General features: G+C 61.9%; 19 protein-coding genes and 1 tRNA gene. 7 read left to right on the forward strand and 13 right to left on the reverse strand.

Annotated elements, in window-relative coordinates; genetic code table 11:
• Positions 1-160 precede the first annotated feature (160 nt).
• From X730_RS143270 to ugpC, 6 genes are all read left to right on the forward strand, one after another.
• On the forward strand, positions 161-1,045 hold the full coding sequence (locus tag X730_RS143270) for a dihydrodipicolinate synthase family protein (protein WP_023826980.1): 885 nt from the start codon (positions 161-163) through the stop codon (positions 1,043-1,045).
• Between the two features lie 23 nt (positions 1,046-1,068).
• Positions 1,069-1,728, forward strand: coding sequence for a GntR family transcriptional regulator (locus X730_RS143265; protein ID WP_023826981.1), 660 nt, complete (start codon positions 1,069-1,071; stop codon positions 1,726-1,728).
• A 66-nt stretch (positions 1,729-1,794) separates the two neighbouring features.
• A complete protein-coding gene (locus X730_RS143260) occupies positions 1,795-3,132 on the forward strand; it encodes a sugar ABC transporter substrate-binding protein (protein ID WP_023826982.1) in 1,338 nt (445 codons plus the stop codon).
• Entirely contained in the window at positions 3,132-4,070 is a 939-nt protein-coding gene (locus X730_RS143255) for a sugar ABC transporter permease (RefSeq protein WP_023693414.1), read from the forward strand. Before X730_RS143260 ends, X730_RS143255 begins: the two co-directional genes overlap by 1 nt.
• Positions 4,071-4,892: a carbohydrate ABC transporter permease gene (locus X730_RS143250; protein WP_023684659.1), complete on the forward strand. Its 822-nt coding sequence runs from the start codon at positions 4,071-4,073 to the stop codon at positions 4,890-4,892. It abuts the gene before it with no gap.
• Positions 4,893-4,931: 39 nt separating this feature from the next.
• Positions 4,932-5,993: a sn-glycerol-3-phosphate ABC transporter ATP-binding protein UgpC gene (gene ugpC / locus X730_RS143245; RefSeq protein WP_023693413.1), complete on the forward strand. Its 1,062-nt coding sequence runs from the start codon at positions 4,932-4,934 to the stop codon at positions 5,991-5,993.
• A gap of 47 nt (positions 5,994-6,040) precedes the next feature.
• On the opposite strand, the gene X730_RS143240 is transcribed toward ugpC, so the two are convergent.
• Positions 6,041-6,116, reverse strand: a tRNA-Lys gene (locus tag X730_RS143240).
• Positions 6,117-6,177: 61 nt separating this feature from the next.
• Positions 6,178-6,342, reverse strand: coding sequence for a hypothetical protein (locus X730_RS1000000167635; protein WP_023826983.1), 165 nt, complete (start codon positions 6,340-6,342; stop codon positions 6,178-6,180).
• A gap of 96 nt (positions 6,343-6,438) precedes the next feature.
• Between X730_RS1000000167635 and X730_RS143235 the strand changes: the two genes are divergently transcribed.
• The gene (locus X730_RS143235) at positions 6,439-6,930 is read left to right on the forward strand and encodes a BA14K family protein (RefSeq protein WP_023693412.1); all 492 of its coding nucleotides are present in this window, start codon (positions 6,439-6,441) and stop codon (positions 6,928-6,930) included.
• A gap of 90 nt (positions 6,931-7,020) precedes the next feature.
• Here the strand turns inward: X730_RS143235 and X730_RS143230 are convergent, their stop codons facing one another.
• The 11 genes from X730_RS143230 to X730_RS143180 all read right to left on the reverse strand — a co-directional run bounded on the left by X730_RS143230 (position 7,021) and on the right by X730_RS143180 (position 18,233).
• A complete protein-coding gene (locus X730_RS143230; protein WP_023826984.1) occupies positions 7,021-7,497 on the reverse strand; it encodes a DUF6882 domain-containing protein in 477 nt (158 codons plus the stop codon).
• 22 nt (positions 7,498-7,519) lie between these two features.
• Positions 7,520-9,013: a glycerol kinase GlpK gene (gene glpK, locus X730_RS143225; RefSeq protein WP_023826985.1), complete on the reverse strand. Its 1,494-nt coding sequence runs from the start codon at positions 9,011-9,013 to the stop codon at positions 7,520-7,522.
• Positions 9,014-9,102: 89 nt separating this feature from the next.
• Entirely contained in the window at positions 9,103-10,830 is a 1,728-nt protein-coding gene (locus X730_RS143220; RefSeq protein WP_023670978.1) for an ABC transporter substrate-binding protein, read from the reverse strand.
• 77 nt (positions 10,831-10,907) lie between these two features.
• Positions 10,908-11,195, reverse strand: a complete 288-nt coding sequence (locus tag X730_RS143215) for a DUF2160 domain-containing protein (protein ID WP_023670977.1) — start codon at positions 11,193-11,195, stop codon at positions 10,908-10,910.
• A 67-nt stretch (positions 11,196-11,262) separates the two neighbouring features.
• Positions 11,263-12,177: a carbohydrate ABC transporter permease gene (locus X730_RS143210; RefSeq protein ID WP_023670976.1), complete on the reverse strand. Its 915-nt coding sequence runs from the start codon at positions 12,175-12,177 to the stop codon at positions 11,263-11,265.
• Position 12,178: 1 nt separating this feature from the next.
• Positions 12,179-13,045 (reverse strand): sugar ABC transporter permease, encoded by an 867-nt coding sequence (locus X730_RS143205; RefSeq protein WP_023670975.1) that lies wholly within the window; start codon positions 13,043-13,045, stop codon positions 12,179-12,181.
• The gene (locus X730_RS143200; RefSeq protein ID WP_023826986.1) at positions 13,046-14,137 is read right to left on the reverse strand and encodes an ABC transporter ATP-binding protein; all 1,092 of its coding nucleotides are present in this window, start codon (positions 14,135-14,137) and stop codon (positions 13,046-13,048) included.
• 10 nt (positions 14,138-14,147) lie between these two features.
• On the reverse strand, positions 14,148-15,227 hold the full coding sequence (locus X730_RS143195) for an ABC transporter ATP-binding protein (RefSeq protein ID WP_023826987.1): 1,080 nt from the start codon (positions 15,225-15,227) through the stop codon (positions 14,148-14,150).
• Between the two features lie 38 nt (positions 15,228-15,265).
• Positions 15,266-16,786, reverse strand: a complete 1,521-nt coding sequence (glpD, locus tag X730_RS143190; RefSeq protein ID WP_023826988.1) for a glycerol-3-phosphate dehydrogenase — start codon at positions 16,784-16,786, stop codon at positions 15,266-15,268.
• A gap of 117 nt (positions 16,787-16,903) precedes the next feature.
• On the reverse strand, positions 16,904-17,671 hold the full coding sequence (locus X730_RS143185) for a DeoR/GlpR family DNA-binding transcription regulator (RefSeq protein WP_023742487.1): 768 nt from the start codon (positions 17,669-17,671) through the stop codon (positions 16,904-16,906).
• 115 nt (positions 17,672-17,786) lie between these two features.
• The gene (locus X730_RS143180; protein ID WP_023684648.1) at positions 17,787-18,233 is read right to left on the reverse strand and encodes a hypothetical protein; all 447 of its coding nucleotides are present in this window, start codon (positions 18,231-18,233) and stop codon (positions 17,787-17,789) included.
• Between the last annotated feature and the right edge of the window lie 3 nt (positions 18,234-18,236).

Raw genomic sequence — 18,236 nt, forward strand, 5'->3', positions numbered from 1 at the left:
CTAACACTGGGCCATCCTGCTGTTTCGCCAATGGTCTCGATCCGCCATGGGCTTCGAACCCGTGAAGGCCCTCCGCTGTTAAAAAAGCGCACCACCCCAATTTACGACTAACATGTTAGTGTGCTAGCACGGCATACACACCTACTTCGGAGACCTTCCGGTGACATCACGCTTTGGCCTTTCGGCCGCTCTCGCCACGCCTTTCGATGCCCGCGGGCAGATCGCCACCGCTCCCATGATCGCTCAGGCCAAAAGTTGCCTGGCGCAGGGTTGCGGCAGCGTGACGCTTTTCGGCACGACAGGGGAAGGCGCGTCGGTGGGCACGACGGAGCGGCGGTCGGTGACCGAAGCCATGCTGGCTGCTGGAATCTTGCCGCATCAACTCGTTGCCGGCGTGCTGGTCGACGCCGCCGAAGACGCCGCCGAACAGGCACAGCATGCCTTGCAGCGAGGCGCCCGAAACATTCTGCTGGCCCCGCCGAGCTACTTCAAGAATGTCGGCGAGGACGGCCTTTTCGGCTGGTTCTCCGCCGTCTTTGCCGCGCTCGGCCCCCTCGCCCGTGATGTGCTGCTCTACAACATCCCTTCGGTTACCATGGTGCAGCTTTCGCTTGGCCTGATCGGCCGGTTGCGCACTGCTTTTCCCGACGTGGTCGCCGGGGTCAAGGATTCCGGTGGAAATTGGAGCTACAGCGAGGCGCTGCTTGCCGCCCATGGCGATCTGGTGATCCTGATCGGCGATGAAAGGCATCTGGCGCGTGCGGTGCGACTGGGTGCTCAAGGCGCAATCTCGGGCATGGCCAATTTCGTCCCGGGCGAAATCCGCGCCATGGCCGGGGACGGGTGCGACGATCCTCGCGTCGAAAGTTTTGTGCTCGAATTGCTCAAATATCAGGTCACCCCCGCGGTAAAGGTGATGGTGGCGCGCAAGACCGGCGACGAGCGCTGGCTGGCGGTCCGTCCGCCGCTGGAGCCGATCGCTTTGCAAGGGCAGCAGCAGCTTGCCGCAGCCTATGACAGCTTGTTTGCCAGGGAACCGGCCTGACCGGCAAAGGGAAGCGCGCCGAAATGGAAGACGGCAACGAACCGACCACCCTCAGGGAGAAGGCCTATGCCAGCTTCACGCGGCATTTGCTGGCGCGCGACTTCAAGCCGGGCCAGTTCGTGTCGCAGCGTGAGCTGGTTGCCTTCACCGGACTGCCGCTCGGCGCCATTCGCGAGATCGTGCCGCGTCTCGAGGCGGAAGGACTGCTGACGACCATCCCGCAGCGCGGCATGCAGATCGCCCATATAGACATCAGCCTGATCCGCGAGGCCTTTCAGTTCCGCCTGTTCATGGAGCGTGAAGCGGTGGCGCTGTTTACGGTAAGCGCCTCCGATGCCGAGCTTGCCCGCTTGCGGCGCGAGCATGAGGACATGCTTGCCCAGGCGCTGGCGCAAACCCCGACGCCGGAGATGGAGGCCAAGGCGCAGACCATCGACTGGGCCATGCACGACACGTTCATCGATGCGCTGGGCAACGAGATCATCGCCAAGGCCTATCTGGTCAATTCGGTGAAAATCCGCCTGATCCACCAGGAGCGGTTCCGTATCGACGGGCGCGTCGTGCCGGTGATGCGCGAGCACCTGGCGGTGATCGAAGCGATGCAGAGCCGCGCCCCTGGGAAGGCGGTCGAGGCCATTAGCCAGCATATCGATAAGGCGCGCCGGCTGGCGCTGCAAATCTGAGGAAGCATGAGCCGCGCCGCGGTCGCTGCGGCGCAATCGACAACGACAACGACCGGGAGGAAGAAAATGTCGTCCAATCTGTTCAACCCAACCAGGAGGCAACTCCTCCAGGGAACCGCCGCCCTTGCCGCCGCCGGCTTTGCCGGTGTTCGCCCAAGCTTTGCCGCCGGCGTCGACTGGAAGCGCTTTGCGGGAACGACGCTTGACGTCAATCTGGTGAAAAGCCCGCGCAGCGACACGCTGATAAAATACATCGCCGAGTTCGAGGAACTGACCGGGATCAAGGTCAATGCCGAAGCGACGCCTGAACAGCAGCAGCGCCAGAAGACGGTGATCGAACTGAGCTCCGGCAAACCGAGCTTCGACGTCGTGCATCTGAGCTACCACGTGCAGAAGCGCCAGTTCGAAAAGGGCGACTGGCTGGCCGACATATCAGGCTATCTCGCTGACCCGACCCTGACCAATCCTGCGCTGGTGGAAACCGATTTCGCCGATGCCGGCATGCTGTTTGCCAAGGACGGCCAGGGCGTGTTGCGCTCGCTGCCGTTCTCAGTCGACTACTGGATCGTCTACTGGAACAAGGAATTGTTCGAGGCCAAGGGCCTCAAATACCCTGAAACCTTCGAGCAACTGGTGGCGGCCGCCGAAGCGCTGACCGACCCGTCGACCAACACCTACGGCTTTGTCGCCCGCGGCCTCAAGAACGCCAACACGCCGGTGTGGACGTCGCTTATGCTCGGCTACGACATGACGCCGCTCGACGACAAGGGCAAGCTGCGCACGACCTCGCCCGAGGCGGTCGAGGCGGCCAGCCTCTACCAGCGGCTGATGACCAAGTCGGCGCCTCCAGGCGTCACCGGATTCAACTGGGCCGAAGCCCAGTCCGCCTTCCTGCAAGGCAAGATCGGGATGTGGTTCGATGGCGTCGGCTTTGCCCCGCCAATGGAAAATCCGGAAAAGTCACGAGTTGTCGGCAAGGTTGGCTACGGCGTCATGCCCAAGGGGCCTAAGGCGCATGCCGCCGGCACCTTTGGCGACGGCCTCGGCGTGACGGCCGCCAGCGAGAAGAAGGAGGCCGCCTACCTCTTCTGCCAGTGGGCGATTTCGCCCGCGATGGGCGCGCGCCTGCTGCAGGCGGGTGCCGGCGTGCCGTTCCGCAAGTCGGTGCTGGAAAATCCCAAGGTGCGCGAAGGCGTCACCATGCCGGCGAGTTGGCTCGATGCCGTGGTCGGCTCGGGCAATGTCAGCCGGCTGTCGCTGCCGGTCATCATTCCGGTCACCGAGTTCCGCGACATCTATGGCGTGGCGCTGACCAATCTGATCGCCGGCGCCGATCCGGCGGAGGAACTGAAGAAGGCCACCGAGCAGTTCCAGCCGGTGCTCGACCGGAGCGAGCAAGGCTGATGTCCGCCATCACCCCAGAACGCACCGGGGTGACGACGCAAGCCATCGAAGGGAGCCAGACCATCCGGCTGGCTCCCAACTACTGGCCTTTCGTCGTCCCGGCGCTCGTCGTCGTCGGCGCCGTGATCGTCTTTCCCTGGGCCTTCACACTGTGGATGAGCGTCAACCGCTGGACCCTCGGCCAGGCGCGAAGCTTTGCCGGGATGGAAAATTACCTGCGGCTGGCCGTCGACCAACGCTTCTGGGAATCGCTTTTCCATACGCTGACCTACACGGCGCTTTCGGTTGCGGCGCCGATGTTCCTCGGCACTGTCGCGGCGCTGATCTTCGACGCCAAATTTCCGCTGCGCGGCCTGTTGCGCGGCGTCTTCGTCATGCCGATGATGGCAACGCCAGTCGCCGTGGCGCTGGTCTGGACGATGATGTTCCATCCCCAGCTCGGCGTGCTCAACTATCTGTTGTCGCTGGTCGGCATCCCGGCGCAGGAATGGATCTTTAATGCCAGGACGGTCATCCCGTCCCTGGTTGCGGTCGAGACATGGCAGTGGACGCCGCTGGTGATGCTGATCGTGCTGGGCGGCTTGGCCTCCGTGCCGCGCGAGCCCTTCGAGAGCGCCGAGATCGATGGCGCCAACGCCTGGCAGCAATTCCGCTATCTCACCTTGCCGATGATCGCGCCGTTCCTGATGATCGCGATGATCATCCGCACCATCGATGCGCTGAAAAGTTTTGACATCATCTATGCCATGACCCAGGGCGGACCGGGCACGGCCTCGGAAACCATCAACATCTATCTCTACAACACCGCCTTCTCCTACTACGACATCGGCTATGGCTCGGCCATGGCCGTGGTGTTCTTCATCGTCATCGTCGCGCTGTCCTTCATCCTGCTGATGCTGCGCCAGCGCTCCCAATGGATCGGGGTGGAGGGCAAATAGATGAGTTCACGGCTGCTCAACCGGATCGGGCTGTTTTTCGCGGCTCTGGTCTTCGTCTCGCCGGCGATCCTGTTCTTCCTCTGGATGGTCTCGCTGTCGCTGAAGTTCGAGATCGACAACGGTGCATACCCGCCGATTCTGATCCCGGAACATCTCGCCTGGTCGAACTATGTGAAGGTATTCGAGGAGAACAATTTCCTGCTCTATTTCTGGAATTCGGTTCTGGTGACGGGCACGGCAACGTTGCTGGCGCTGCTGATCGGCGTGCCGGCGGGCTATGGCATCGCGCGGCTCAAGGCCGAACGCTCGGCGGTGGTCATCATGATCGCCCGCATGACGCCGGGGCTTTCCTATCTCATTCCGCTGTTCCTGCTGTTCCAGTGGGTCGGCATTCTCGGCACACTGTGGCCGCAGATCATCATCCATCTGGTGGTGACGGTGCCGATCGTGGTCTGGGTGATGATCGGCTATTTCGAGACCACGCCGATGGAGCTGGAAGAAGCGGCCAACATTGATGGCGCCAGTTCCTGGCAGGTGTTCCGGCTGGTCGCCTTGCCCATCGCCAAGCCGGGCATTGTCGTCGCCTTCATCCTGTCGATCATCTTCTCATGGAACAATTTCGTCTTCGGCATTGTGCTCGCCAGCCGCGAGACTCGCACGCTGCCGGTCGCCGTCTACAACATGCTTTCCTACGAGCAGGTGAGCTGGGGTCCGCTCGCCGCCGCAGCACTTGTGGTGACGCTGCCGGTGCTGGTGCTGACCCTGTTCGCGCAAAGGCAGATCGTCGCCGGGCTGACCGCAGGCGCCGTCAAGGGCGGCTGAGGCACGGCCCCGACATCACTCATTTCCGGGAGAAATCCAATGGCATCGGTAACAATCAACAACGTTCAGAAGGCTTTCGGAGCCGCCAAGATCATCCACGATGTCAGCGTCGACATCGCCGATGGCGAATTCGTCATCCTGGTCGGGCCGTCGGGCTGCGGAAAGTCGACGCTGCTGCGCATGATTGCCGGACTGGAAACGATCTCGGGCGGCAGGATCGCCATTGGCGATCGCCTCGTCAACAATCTCAGGGCGCGCGACCGAAACATCGCCATGGTGTTCCAGAACTACGCGCTCTATCCGCATATGACGGTGGCCGACAATATGGGCTTTGCCCTGAAGATCAAGAAAGCCGATCCGGCCGACACCGCCGGCCGCGTCGGCAGGGCCGCCAGCATTCTCGGCCTGGACAAGCTGCTCGACCGCTATCCGCGTCAGCTTTCCGGCGGCCAGCGCCAGCGCGTCGCCATGGGCCGCGCCATCGTGCGCGACCCGCAGGTGTTCCTGTTCGACGAGCCGCTGTCCAATCTCGACGCCAAATTGCGCGTGCAGATGCGCGGCGAGATCAAGGCGCTGCACCAGCGGCTGGGAACCACCACCATCTACGTTACCCACGACCAGATCGAGGCCATGACCATGGCCGACAAGATCGTCGTGCTGCATGACGGCCTTGTCGAGCAGATCGGCGCGCCGCTCGATCTCTACGATCGCCCGGCCAACCTCTTCGTTGCCGGGTTCATCGGCTCGCCGGCGATGAATTTCATTCGGGGCCATGTCGAGGAAGGTGTTTTCCGCAGCGCCGGTGGACTGATCTTGCCGCTGCCGGAAGGCATCGACCTGGCAAACATACCCGGCGGCGACCTCATCTACGGCATCCGCCCCGAACACATCCGAGCGACGACCGCCAAAGGAATCCCCGGCACGATCGTGCTTCTGGAAGCAACGGGTTCGGAAATCTTTGCCAGGGTCAACTGCGCCGGAGAAGAAATCTCCTGCCTTTTCCGCGAGCGGCTGGCACTGAAACAGGGCGAGCAGATGCGCATCGAGATCGACCGCGCCTGCGCTCATCTGTTCTACGTCAAGACCGGGCGGCGATTGTAGGGGGCGATGGGGGCTGCTGACAGGGCAACTTCCGCACGAAATATTTCTGGTGAGCGCGTCGGGGTTCGAACCCGAGACCTACTGATTAAAAGTCAGTTGCTCTACCGGCTGAGCTACGCGCTCCCGCGGGCTCTAAAGGCCGCCCTCGAAATTGCGCGGAACATAGGGAGAGTGCCGCGACCGGTCAACCGGAAAAAGATGGCCGTTCGACCGGGGTTTCAGCCATCGCCAGACGCGCCGCAAATTGCGTCGTCACCAGCCCGGTGAGCCGCTCCCGCAACGTGGTCGCCGCTTCGATCTGTTGGCGCGCGAGACGCGCCTTTTCTCTCGCGCCAAATTCGAGAAACATTACAAATCAGCAACTTACTGTTTTGGTGGGAACCATCGCACGAGCGGGCCGTTTTCGTCTCACAAGGGACGTCAACCACCCTTCAAGGAGAAGATCATGAACAAGATCGCAACGGGTCTACTGGCGACCACCCTGTCAATTTCGTTTGCCGCGGCCGCCGCTATGCCGGCCAATGCCGCCCAGATGTTCGTGCCCCAGTCATCAGCAACTTCGTCCGACATCGTGAATGTGGGCGATTCTCGTCATGACAACTGGCGGTGGATGCGCCATGGCAACCGCAATTCCGGCAATCGCGATTTCCGCGTGGGCCGCCAGTTCTCGCGCAACAATGATGGCGGCAGCTATTGGAATGGCCATCGCGGCTATCGCGAATATCACCGCGGCTATCGCCGTCACGGCGACTACTGGTTCCCGCTGGCTGCCTTCGCCACCGGCGCCTTGATCACCGGCGCGATCGTCAACAGCGAGAACAACCGCGGCGATGCGCATGTGCAGTGGTGCTACGACCACTATCGGTCGTACCGCGCTTCGGACAACACATTCCAGCCCAATTACGGCCCGCGTCGGCAGTGCAATTCGCCCTATTGAGCTGAGTTGGTACCAAGTGTTGTGTAGAAAAGCCCGCGCCGGCAACGGCGCGGGCCTTTCCGTAGGTTGCTTGGGTACGGGCGCGGCGGATTAGCTAGCCCAATTGACGCTCTTGAAGATCAGATACAGGGCTCCGCCTTCACCACGCGGAGAACGGTATGCACCGAGGCCGTTGCAGATTCGAACCGCAACTGCGGTCATCTTCCAGCCGAGCACTTCCAGGTCGTTGTTCAAATCTATCGCATAGGATTGAGCCAGCTCATCAATGGAATGCTCCTGTCCGAATGACCGAACCAGCTTTGCGTCGGCAAGCAGTTCGCCAGGCAGGTTTGAATTTGCCCAAGCCCAGAGCCAGTTGCTGGCCTTGGCACTCGTCGATCCGGCGATTTGGATTTCGGCGACGACCTTGGTGATGCCGTTGTCCGAGAACAGAAGCTTTCCTTCTGTCAGATCATAGTCATAGCGAGGCCAACTGCCGAGTCGGAACGCCTGCTGCAAGCGTGCATTCTTTGCATCCAATTGTTCGACAGCCTCGTCGCGCCAGGCGACATACCAGTGTGGATTCATCCCCTTCCCCCGCCACGATTTACTACCGTACGCTCAGCGTCCGGCGCACCGCATCGCGCCAGCCGGCCAGTTTTGCCGAACGCACCGTGGCATCCATGTCCGGCTTGAAGCGGCGCTCGAGCGCCCAGCTCTTGGCAAAATCCTTCGCCTTCGGCCACACGCCTGCTTTCGAGCCGGCAAGCCACGCCGCACCCAGCGCCGTCGTCTCCAGAATGGTCGGGCGATCGACCGGCGCATCGAGGATATCGGCCAGCCGCTGCATGGTCCAGTCGGAGGCCACCATGCCGCCGTCGACGCGAAGCACGGTTTTGGCCGACGCCCCCTTCCAGTCCTTGCGCATTGCGTCGAGGAGATCGCGCGTCTGGTAGGCGACGGATTCCAGCGCCGCGCGGGCGAACTCCGCCGGGCCAGAGTTGCGGGTCAGCCCGAAGATCGCGCCACGCGCCTCGGCGTCCCAATGCGGCGCGCCGAGACCGACGAAAGCCGGCACCAGATAGACGTTCTGCGTGGGGTCGGCGGTTGCCGCCAAAACGCCGCTATGCTCGGCCTTGCCGATCACCTTGATGCCGTCGCGCAGCCATTGCACGGCGGCACCCGCGATGAAGATCGAGCCTTCCAAGGCATAGGTAGTCTTGCCGTTCAGCCGATAGGCGATGGTGGTCAACAGCCGGTTCTTCGAGCGCACCAGATCGGCGCCGGTGTTGAGCAGCGCAAAGCAGCCGGTGCCATAGGTCGATTTCATCATGCCTGGCTCGAAACAGGCCTGGCCGATGGTCGCTGCGTGCTGATCGCCGGCCACGCCAAGGATTTTGATTTCGGCGCCAAACAGGCTTTTTTCCGTCACGCCGTAGTCGTCGGCGCAATCCTTGACCTCAGGCAGCATCGCCACCGGGATGCGCAGGATGGAGAGCAGCTCGTCGTCCCAGACATTTTTCTCGATGTTGTAGACCAGCGTGCGCGAGGCGTTGGTGGCATCTGTCGCATGCACCTTGCCGCCGGTCAGCCGCCAGATCAAAAAACTGTCGATGGTGCCGGCGAGCAGTTCGCCCTTTTCGGCTCGCTTTCTCGCACCGTTCACCTTGTCCAGCATCCAGGCGATCTTAGTGCCGGAGAAATAGGGATCGAGCAGCAGGCCGGTCTTTTTGGTGAACTTTTTCTCCAGGCCGTGTTTTTTCAGCTTCTGGCACAGCGGCGCGGTGCGGCGGTCCTGCCAGACGATGGCATTGTGGATCGGCTTGCCGGTCGCCTTGTCCCAGATGACGACGGTTTCGCGCTGGTTGGTGATGCCGATCGCCGCCACATCCGAGGCCTCGCGGCCGGCGGCCTTCAGCGCGCCTTTGGCCGTCGCGACGACGCTTGCCCAGATCTCTTCCGGATCATGCTCGACCCAGCCGGAGGCAGGATAATGCTGCGTGAATTCCTGCTGCTTGCTGCCGGCGACCTTCATCGCGCCGTCGAACAGGATCGCCCTGGTCGATGTCGTACCCTGGTCGATTGCAAGGATGTATCCGGTCATTAGTCCTCCCGGTAGCTCGCCTATACAAACAGGGGAGACGGCAAGATGCCGCCTCCCCGTTCACTATGATCCTGGCGCGTACGCCAAGATTACTTCTGCCAGCTCTTCACCAGTTCGTCGTAGTTGATGGTGATCGGCTTTTCCTTCTCGTTCTCGATCTTCAGCTGAGGCGCGAGATTGCCGTTCTTGACCGCGTCGGCGTTCCAGTAGGCGAGGTCATGCTCTTCGGCCATCTTCGGGCCGATATCGCCCTGGACGCCCGACTTCTCGATGCGGGTCATGACTTTTTCCTGCTCGGCGCAGAGCGAGTCCATGGCTTCCTGCGCCGTCTTGGCGCCGGACGAGGCATCGCCGATCGCCTGCCACCAGAGCTGTGCCAGCTTCGGATAATCGGGCACGTTGGTGCCGGTCGGCGACCACTGAACGCGGGCCGGCGAGCGGTAGAACTCGATCAGACCACCGAGCTTCGGCGCACGTTCGGTGAAGCTCTTGTCGTGGATCGTGCTTTCGCGGATGAAGGTCAAGCCGACATGGCTCTTCTTCACGTCGACCGTCTTCGAGGTCACGAACTGCGCGTAGAGCCAGGCGGCCTTGGCGCGGTCGGTCGGCGTCGACTTCATCAGCGTCCAGGAACCCACGTCCTGATAGCCGAGCTTCATGCCGTCCTTCCAGTAGACGCCATGCGGCGACGGGGCCATGCGCCACTTCGGCGTTCCGTCGTCGTTCAGCACCGCCTTGGCGCCGGCGTCGACCATCGAAGCGGTGAAGGCGGTGTACCAGAATATCTGCTGCGCGACCGCACCCTGTGCCGGCACCGGGCCGGATTCGGAGAAGGTCATGCCCTGGGCTTCGGCCGGAGCGTAGGCCTTCAGCCAGTCGAGGTATTTCTGGATCGAGTAGACGGCAGCCGGGCCGTTGGTGTCGCCGCCGCGCGCCGTGCAGGAGCCGACCGGCTGTGATTTCTCGTTGACCTTGATGCCCCATTCGTCGACCGGCAGGCCGTTCGGCAGGCCCTTGTCGCCGTTGCCGGCCATCGACAGCCAGGCATCAGTGAACCGCCAGCCGAGCGACGGGTCCTTCTTGCCGTAGTCCATGTGGCCATAGACCTTCTTGCCGTCGATCTCGCGGCCGGTGAAGAACTCGGCGATGTCCTCATAGGCCGACCAGTTGACGGGAACGCCGAGATCGTAGCCGTATTTCGCCTTGAAGTCGGCCTTGTTCTTCTCGTCGTTGAACCAGTCGTAACGGAACCAGTAGAGGTTGGCGAACTGCTGGTCGGGCAGCTGATAGAGCTTCTTGTCCGGCGCGGTGGTGAAGGAGGTGCCGATAAAATCCTTCAGGTCGAGGTTCGGATTGGTAACGTCCTTGCCCTCGCCCGCCATCCAGTCGGTCAGGTTGCGGACCTGCTGGTAGCGCCAGTGGGTGCCGATCAGGTCGGAATCGTTGACCCAGCCGTCATAAAGGTTCTGGCCGGTCTGCATCTGGGTCTGGATCTTCTCGACGACGTCGCCTTCCTGGATGACGTCATGCGTGATCTTGATGCCAGTGATGGCGGTAAAGGCCGGCGCCAGCACCTGCGATTCATACTGGTGGGTGGCGATGGTTTCGGACACGACCTTGATGTCCATGCCGGCGAAAGGCTTCGCGGCATCGATGAACCACTGCATTTCTGCTTCCTGGCCGGCGCGGTCGAGCGTCGACAGCGGGCCGATTTCCTTGTCCAGAAACGCCTTGGCCTCATCCATTCCGGCGTAGGCGTTGCCTACCCCGAGCAACAGGACAAGGGCAGTTGTTGATGTTAAAAATTGCCGTCGCATAGGTTTCCTCCACATTTAGGTTTCAAGTGCGATCTGGAACGGCCGCCGGCACGCGGTCGATCCAACAGTTTCCCCCTCTATACGTAGCGGAACACGCCGACGGCGTAGACCACGGAGAGAGCGAGAGCCCACCACAGGTTGGATCCGACAAGACCCAGCCAAGCGAGATGGATAAAGGCGCTGCCAAGCAGCGACAGAAAAAGACGGTCGCCGCGCGTCGTCTCGAAGCGCAGGATGCCGACGCGCGGATTGCCGCCCGGCGAGGCAAATTCCCAAAACGCCATGCCGCACAGCAGTAGAAGAATGGTGCCGAAGAACGCCGCCGTCGGCCACGTCCACGCCATCCAGGTGAGGTCGAGATTCATGGTGACACCCTCCCCAGGGCAAAGCCCTTGGCGGTGGTGGTGAGGGTGAACCCGTGCTTTTGTTTCATCACACCCTCCCCAGGGCGAAGCCCTTGGCGATGTAGTTGCGGACAAACCAGATGACGAGCGCGCCGGGGATCAGCGTCAGCACGCCGGCGGCAGCGAGCAGGCCCCAATCCATGCCGGCGGCCGAAACGGTGCGGGTCATGGTGGCGGCGATGGGCTTGGCATCGGTGGTCGTCAGCGTGCGAGCGATCAAAAGCTCGACCCATGAGAACATGAAGCAGAAGAAGCAGGCGACACCGATGCCACTGGCGATCAGCGGCATGAATATCCTGACGAAGAAGCGCGGGAAGGAGTAGCCGTCAATATAGGCTGTTTCGTCGATCTCTTTGGGCACGCCCGACATGAAGCCTTCGAGGATCCACACCGCCAGCGGCACGTTGAACAGGCAGTGCGCCAGCGCCACAGCGATGTGGGTGTCGATCAGGCCGAAAGCCGAATAGAGCTGGAAGAACGGCAGCGCGAACACTGCCGGCGGCGCCATGCGGTTGGTCAGCAGCCAGAAGAACAGATGCTTGTCGCCGAGGAAGCGGTAGCGCGAAAAGGCGTAGGCCGCCGGCAGCGCCGCAGCCACGGAAATCACCATGTTCATGACAACATAGGTGATCGAGTTGATGTAGCCCGAATACCAGGACGCATCGGTGAAGATAGTGACGTAGTTGGCGATCGTAGGCTGATGCGGATAGAGCGTCAGCGAGGAGACGATCTCGGCATTGGTCTTGAAGCTCATGTTGATGAGCCAGTAGATCGGCAGCAGAAGCACGATGATGTAGATCGTCGGCACGATCCACCACCAGCGCGATTCCTCGCCGCGCTTGCGCATCAGCCGGGCGACCTGATCCTGCGAAAGCGTGCTCGCCAATTTTCCCGAAGCGGTGGTTTCGCTCACTCTGTCGGCTCTTTCGTTGGCGCCGCTCATCTCAGCGCTCCGCGTCGTAGTTGGTCATCACGGTGTAGAACACCCACGACAACAACAGGATGATCAGGAAGTAGACCAGCGACATGGCGGCCGCCGGACCGAGGTCGAACTGGCCGAGCGCGGTCTTGACGAGGTCGATCGACAGGAAGGTGGTCGAGTTGCCGGGGCCGCCGCCGGTGACGACGAAGGGCTCGGTGTAGATCATGAAGCTATCCATGAAGCGCAACAGCACGGCGATCAAAAGCACACGCTGCATCTTCGGCAGCTGGATATAACGGAACACCGCCCAGCGCGAGGCGCCGTCGATCTTGGCCGCCTGGTAGAAGGCATCCGGGATCGAAACCAGGCCGGCATAGCAGAGCAGCACGACAAGGCTGGTCCAGTGCCAGACGTCCATGATGATGATGGTGACCCAGGCGTCGAACGGATCCTGAACGTAATTGTAGTCGATGCCGAGCGCGTTGACGTAGTAGCCGAGCAGGCCGATGTCGTTGCGGCCGAAGACCTGCCAGATGGTGCCGACGACGTTCCACGGAATGAGCAGCGGCAACGACATAAGCACCAGGCAGACCGGCACGCCCCAGCCCTTCTTCGGCATGTTGAGCGCGATGAATATGCCGAGCGGCACTTCGATGGCCAGGATGATGAAGGAGAAGATCAGGTTGCGCACCATGGCTTCCCAGAAGCGGCTGGACGACAGCAGTTCCTCGAACCACTGGGTGCCTGCCCAGAAGAAGACGTTGTTGCCGAAGGTGTCCTGCACCGAATAGTTGACGACCGTCATCAGCGGAATGACGGCCGAGAACGCCACCAGCACCAGCACCGGCAGCACCAGGAACCAGGCCTTGTTGTTCCAGGTCTTTTCCATCTATGCCCCCATCTCGACACGCCCCATCTCAACCAGCCAGGAATCGGCATAGATGTTGATGCCGGCCGGATCGAAGCGAACCTTTGGGTCGGCCGGCACGCTCTCGTCCTCGCCGATGACGGCAGCGATCTCGCGGCCTTCGAGGCTGGCGCGCACCACCTTGTGGCGGCCGAGATCCTCGACCTTGCTTATTTTAACCGCCATGCCCTCGCGGCCGAGCCTGACATATTCGGGGCGGATGCCGAGTTCGATCGCGCCGGCGTTCCCAGCGGCGGTCTTTGGCGCGCCGGGCAGCTCGATGCGCTGGCTGCCAATGGTCGCAGTCTTGCCGTCGATCGCCACCGGCATGACGTTCATCCCGGGCGAGCCGATGAAATAACCGACGAAAGTGTGGCGCGGGCGCTCGAACAATTCAGCCGGCGTGCCGATCTGGACGATGCCGCCATCATACATGACGACGACCTGGTCGGCGAAGGTCAGCGCCTCGGTCTGGTCATGGGTGACATAGACCATGGTGTAGCCGAAGCGGCGGTGCAGTTGCTTCAACTGCGAGCGCAGCACCCACTTCATGTGCGGATCGATAACCGTCAGCGGTTCGTCGAACAGGATGGCATTGACATCCGAGCGCACCAGGCCGCGGCCGAGCGAGATCTTCTGCTTCTGGTCGGCGGTCAGGCCCCTCGCCTTCTTCTTCGCCCACGACGCCAGGTCGATCATCTCCAGCGTCTCGCGCACCTTGCGGTCGACGTCGGCCTCCGGCACGCCGCGGTTGCGCAGCGGGAAGGCCAGATTGTCGTAGACGGTCATGGTGTCGTAGATGACCGGGAACTGGAACACCTGCGCGATGTTGCGCTCCTGCGTCGACAGATTGGTGACGTCCTTGCCGTTGAACAGCAACTCACCGTGCGAGGGGTGCAGAAGTCCCGAAATGATGTTGAGCAGCGTGGTCTTGCCGCAACCCGAAGGCCCAAGCAGCGCGTAGGCGCCGCCATCCTCGAATGTGTGGTGCACTTCCCGCAGCGCAAAATCGGCATCCTTCTGCGGATTGGGCAGGTAGGAGTGCCTGACATGGTTGACGTCGATGCGCGCCATCTCTTCCCCCTCAGGCCGCAAGCTTCGGCGCGGCGACGGCGCTGCCGTTGCCGTCGAAGACCATGATGTGGCGCGGATCGATAAACACCTCGATCTCGGCGTCGGGCTCGAAATCGCGGATGCCGTGGGTCAGCATGACCCAGCGCGCATCGGCAAAATCGAGATGGATGAAGCTTTCCGAGCCGGTGATCTCGGTGATCGTCACCTTGGCGCGCACCGGCACCGCGGCAGCGTTGGGCCGCTCGAGCGACAGATGATGCGGCTGGAAGCCGATCGTGTAGTTGGCGTCGGAAATGCCGGCGAGTTCGGCCGGCACCGGCAGCTTGACGCCGCCCTCGAGCAGGAAATCCGGGCCCTTCTTGGCCAGCACGATGGTGTTGAGCGGCGGATCGGCAAAGGTTTTCGCCGTCACCAGGTCGATCGGCTTGCGGAAGACGTCGATGGTAGGCCCGAATTGGGTGATCCGGCCCTCGGACAGCGTCGCCGTATTGCCGCCGAGCAGCAAGGCTTCATGCGGCTCGGTCGTGGCGTAGACGAAAATAGTGCCGGCGGCGGCAAATATCTTGGGCAGTTCGGCGCGCAGCTCCTCGCGCAATTTGTAGTCGAGATTGGCGAGCGGCTCGTCGAGCAGCACCAGGCTGGCATTCTTGACGATGGCGCGGGCCAGCGCCGTACGCTGCTGCTGTCCGCCGGACAGGCTGAGCGGCGTGCGGTCGAGATAGGGTGTGAGCTTCAGAAGCCCTGCCGCGTTGCGGACTTCCTTGTCGATCTTGGCCTGGTCGGTGCCGGCGACGCGCAACGGCGAGGCGATGTTCTCGTAGACGGTCATAGCGGGGTAGTTGATGAACTGCTGATAGACCATGGCGATCTTGCGCTGCTGCACCGGCATGCCGGTGACATTCTGGCCGTCGAACCAGACCGAACCGGCGGTCGGCACGTCGAGCCCGGCCATCAGCCGCATCAGGCTGGTCTTGCCCGACAGTGTCGGCCCGAGCAAAACGTTAAGCGAGCCGTGCTGAAGCGTCAGCGACACGTCGCGGATATGCTCCACCGCGCCGACCATCTTCGTCACGTTTCTCAGTTCCAGCATGATGCCTCCTCCCAGGCTTTGTGCATCAATCGCCTTCCCTATTCCGCTGCCGCGACATGGCGCCGGCTTATGCCGCGCATGAATTCGTCAAGCGCCGAGGCCTGTTCGCGGCTGAGATGCAGACCGCGCTTGGTGCGACGCCACAATACATCTTCGGCGGCCAGCGCCCATTCGTTTTCGCAGAGGTAGCGTACCTCGGCCTCATAGAGATCGGCGCCGAAATTGCGGCCGAGATCGGCGTTCGACTTGGCGAGGCCGAGCAACACTTGCGCGCGCGTGCCGTAAAGCCTGGTCAACCGACGCGCCAGGCGCTGGTCGAGGAAAGGATAGGCGCTCTTCAGCTTCGCCACCTGGGCGTCGAAACCGGTGGCCGGGAAATCGCCGCCCGGCAAGGGCGCGTTCGCCGTCCACGGCTTGCCGCGCTTGCCGAGAAAACCTTCGACCTTTTCCAGCATCGATTCCGACAACCGGCGGTAGGTGGTGATCTTGCCGCCGAAAGCGTTGACGATGGGCGCCTTGCCCCCGCCGCCATCGGCTTTCAGCACATAGTCGCGGGTCGCTTCCTGCGCCTTCGAAGCACCGTCGTCATAGAGCGGGCGCACGGCAGAATAGGTCCAGACGATATCGGGACGCGTCACGGCTTCAGCAAAATATTCGCTCGCCGCCGCGCAGAGATAGTCGATCTCGGTGTCGCTGATCTTCACGTCATGCGGATCGCCGGGATAGTCGCGATCGGTGGTGCCGATCAGCGTAAATTCTTCCTCGTAAGGGATGGCGAAGATGATGCGCCCGTCCTTGTTCTGGAAGAAGTAGGCGCGCGGATCATCGAATTTCTTTTTGATGACGATATGACTGCCCTGCACCAGGCGCACATTGTGCACGTCGTTCTGGCCCACAGTGGTCGACAGGACGTGGTCGACCCACGGACCGGCGGCATTGACCAGCAGCCGGGTCTTGACCTCCTCGGCCTCTCCAGTCTGCACGTCCTCCACGCGGATCGCCCACAGATCGCCTTCGCGCCTCGCCCCGACGACTTTCGTGCGGGTGCGGATGGTGGCGCCGCGGTCGGCGGCGTCACGCGCGTTCAACACCACCAGCCGGGCATCGTTGACCCAGCCGTCCGAGTACTCGAAGGCCTTGTGAAACAGCGGCTTCAGCGGCTTGCCCGCCGGATCCTTGGACATGTCCAGTGTTCGGGTCGCCGGCAGCAATTTGCGGCCACCAATATGATCGTAGAGGAACAGGCCGAGCCGGATCAGCCAGGCCGGGCGGAGGCCCTTGGCATAGGGCAGCACGAAGCGCATCGGCCAGATGATGTGCGGCGCGTTCTTCCACAGAACCTCGCGCTCCATCAGCGCCTCCCGCACAAGCCGGAACTCGTAGAATTCGAGATAGCGCAGGCCGCCATGGATCAGCTTGGTCGAACCGGAGGAGGTTCCGCTGGCGAGGTCGTTCATCTCGGCCAGAAACACCGAAAAGCCCCGCCCAACGGCGTCGCGGGCGATGCCGCAGCCATTGATGCCGCCACCGATGACGAAGATGTCATGGATTGCGTCCACAAAGCCCTCCCGCGATTTCGCATTGCAGCGTTTTTAGGTTTTTACGAAACCGTAGTGGGATTATTTCGAAATAAGAACGAATGTCAAACGAAATATCACGGGGCCGTGATGGCGCCGCTATCCGAGCGACGTTTCAATCAATTGCACCTCGGCCTCTTCGCAGATCCGGCGCACCGACGGGATGTCGCAACGGTCGGTGATGAAGGTGTTGACCTGCGAGAGATGGCCGATGCGAACCGGCGCGGTTCGTTCGAACTTGGTCTGGTCGGAGACCAGGATGACATGCCTGGCATTGGCGATAATGGCTTGCGCGACTTTCACTTCGCGAAAGTCGAAATCGAGCAGCGCGCCGTCATGGTCGATGGCCGAGGCGCCGATCACCGCATAGTCGACCTTGAACTGCCTGATGAAATCGACCGCGGCCTCGCCGACAACGCCGCCGTCGGAGCCACGCACGACGCCGCCGGCGATTACCACCTCGATCGAAGGATAGATGCGCATCCTGTTGGCAACATTGATATTATTGGTGATGACCATCAGCCCGGTATGGTCGAGCAGCGCCTTGCTGACCGACTCGGTCGTGGTGCCGATGTTGATGAACAGGGAGGCGTTGTCGGGTATCAGCCTGGCCGCCGCGCGGCCGATCGCCTCCTTCTCGTCGGCGGCAATCTTGCGGCGCGCCTCATACTCCATGTTCTCGATGCCGGACGGGAACAGGGCCCCGCCATGGATGCGCGTCAGCAGCCGCTGGTCGCAGAGATCGTTGAGGTCCTTGCGGATGGTCTGTGGCGTCACGTTGAAATGCGTGGCGAGGTCATCGACCAGCACACGGCCATGGTCCTTCGCCATCTGGATGATTTCGGCATGGCGCGGCGACAAATACACTGAGAACCTCCCGTTTTCGTTTTTCTTGTTTGTAGCTGAAAACGAAAGCAATGAAAAGGGAGACGCCGGCTAATGAAATATCGATGATTGCAAAGGCGAACCGGGCAGATACGGCTCAGACCCGCTCCGCCACCTTGCGGGTGACAGCCGCGACTTTACCTGGCGAGCGGATCATCAGGAAATTGCCGGACCAGTATCCCGGGATTCGCCAAGTGCCTTTGATCTCGGTTGCATCACCGTTGATGATGCCGCTGTAGTGAATCGGGTGCGCCTTCAATTGGGCCTTGTCGTATGTCTTGGTAAAGGAGACGGCGTTGCCCTCTCGCTGCCCCTGCAGGCTTGCGTATCTTGCCGTGCTGGTCGCCGCCGGTTCGTGGGTCATGCCCGTCAAGCTGGTTGCCGTCTCGATCAGCGTTGCAACGAAGGAAACCGGCGGCAGTTCGCGCGGATAGAAATAGCGCCCGCTCCAGACGCCCGTCAGATTCTGGCTAACCCCTTCAGCCCTTCCGGCCATATGCTTGCTCGCAGGTCCTTGCTGGCTTGCCCCGGCGGCGGCAACCACCCG

The organism is Mesorhizobium sp. L103C131B0 (genome assembly GCF_000502275.1).
Taxonomy (GTDB): Bacteria; Pseudomonadota; Alphaproteobacteria; order Rhizobiales; family Rhizobiaceae; genus Mesorhizobium.

Coding starts and splice junctions, on each gene's coding strand:
- X730_RS143265 (WP_023826981.1), top strand. CDS start 1,069: ATGGAAGACGGCAACGAACCGACCACCCTCAGGGAGAAGGCCTATGCC.
- X730_RS143260 (WP_023826982.1), top strand. CDS start 1,795: ATGTCGTCCAATCTGTTCAACCCAACCAGGAGGCAACTCCTCCAGGGA.
- X730_RS143255 (WP_023693414.1), top strand. CDS start 3,132: ATGTCCGCCATCACCCCAGAACGCACCGGGGTGACGACGCAAGCCATC.
- X730_RS143250 (WP_023684659.1), top strand. CDS start 4,071: ATGAGTTCACGGCTGCTCAACCGGATCGGGCTGTTTTTCGCGGCTCTG.
- ugpC (WP_023693413.1), top strand. CDS start 4,932: ATGGCATCGGTAACAATCAACAACGTTCAGAAGGCTTTCGGAGCCGCC.
- X730_RS1000000167635 (WP_023826983.1), bottom strand. CDS start 6,342: ATGTTTCTCGAATTTGGCGCGAGAGAAAAGGCGCGTCTCGCGCGCCAA.
- X730_RS143235 (WP_023693412.1), top strand. CDS start 6,439: ATGAACAAGATCGCAACGGGTCTACTGGCGACCACCCTGTCAATTTCG.
- X730_RS143230 (WP_023826984.1), bottom strand. CDS start 7,497: ATGAATCCACACTGGTATGTCGCCTGGCGCGACGAGGCTGTCGAACAA.
- glpK (WP_023826985.1), bottom strand. CDS start 9,013: ATGACCGGATACATCCTTGCAATCGACCAGGGTACGACATCGACCAGG.
- X730_RS143220 (WP_023670978.1), bottom strand. CDS start 10,830: ATGCGACGGCAATTTTTAACATCAACAACTGCCCTTGTCCTGTTGCTC.
- X730_RS143215 (WP_023670977.1), bottom strand. CDS start 11,195: ATGAATCTCGACCTCACCTGGATGGCGTGGACGTGGCCGACGGCGGCG.
- X730_RS143210 (WP_023670976.1), bottom strand. CDS start 12,177: ATGAGCGGCGCCAACGAAAGAGCCGACAGAGTGAGCGAAACCACCGCT.
- X730_RS143205 (WP_023670975.1), bottom strand. CDS start 13,045: ATGGAAAAGACCTGGAACAACAAGGCCTGGTTCCTGGTGCTGCCGGTG.
- X730_RS143200 (WP_023826986.1), bottom strand. CDS start 14,137: ATGGCGCGCATCGACGTCAACCATGTCAGGCACTCCTACCTGCCCAAT.
- X730_RS143195 (WP_023826987.1), bottom strand. CDS start 15,227: ATGCTGGAACTGAGAAACGTGACGAAGATGGTCGGCGCGGTGGAGCAT.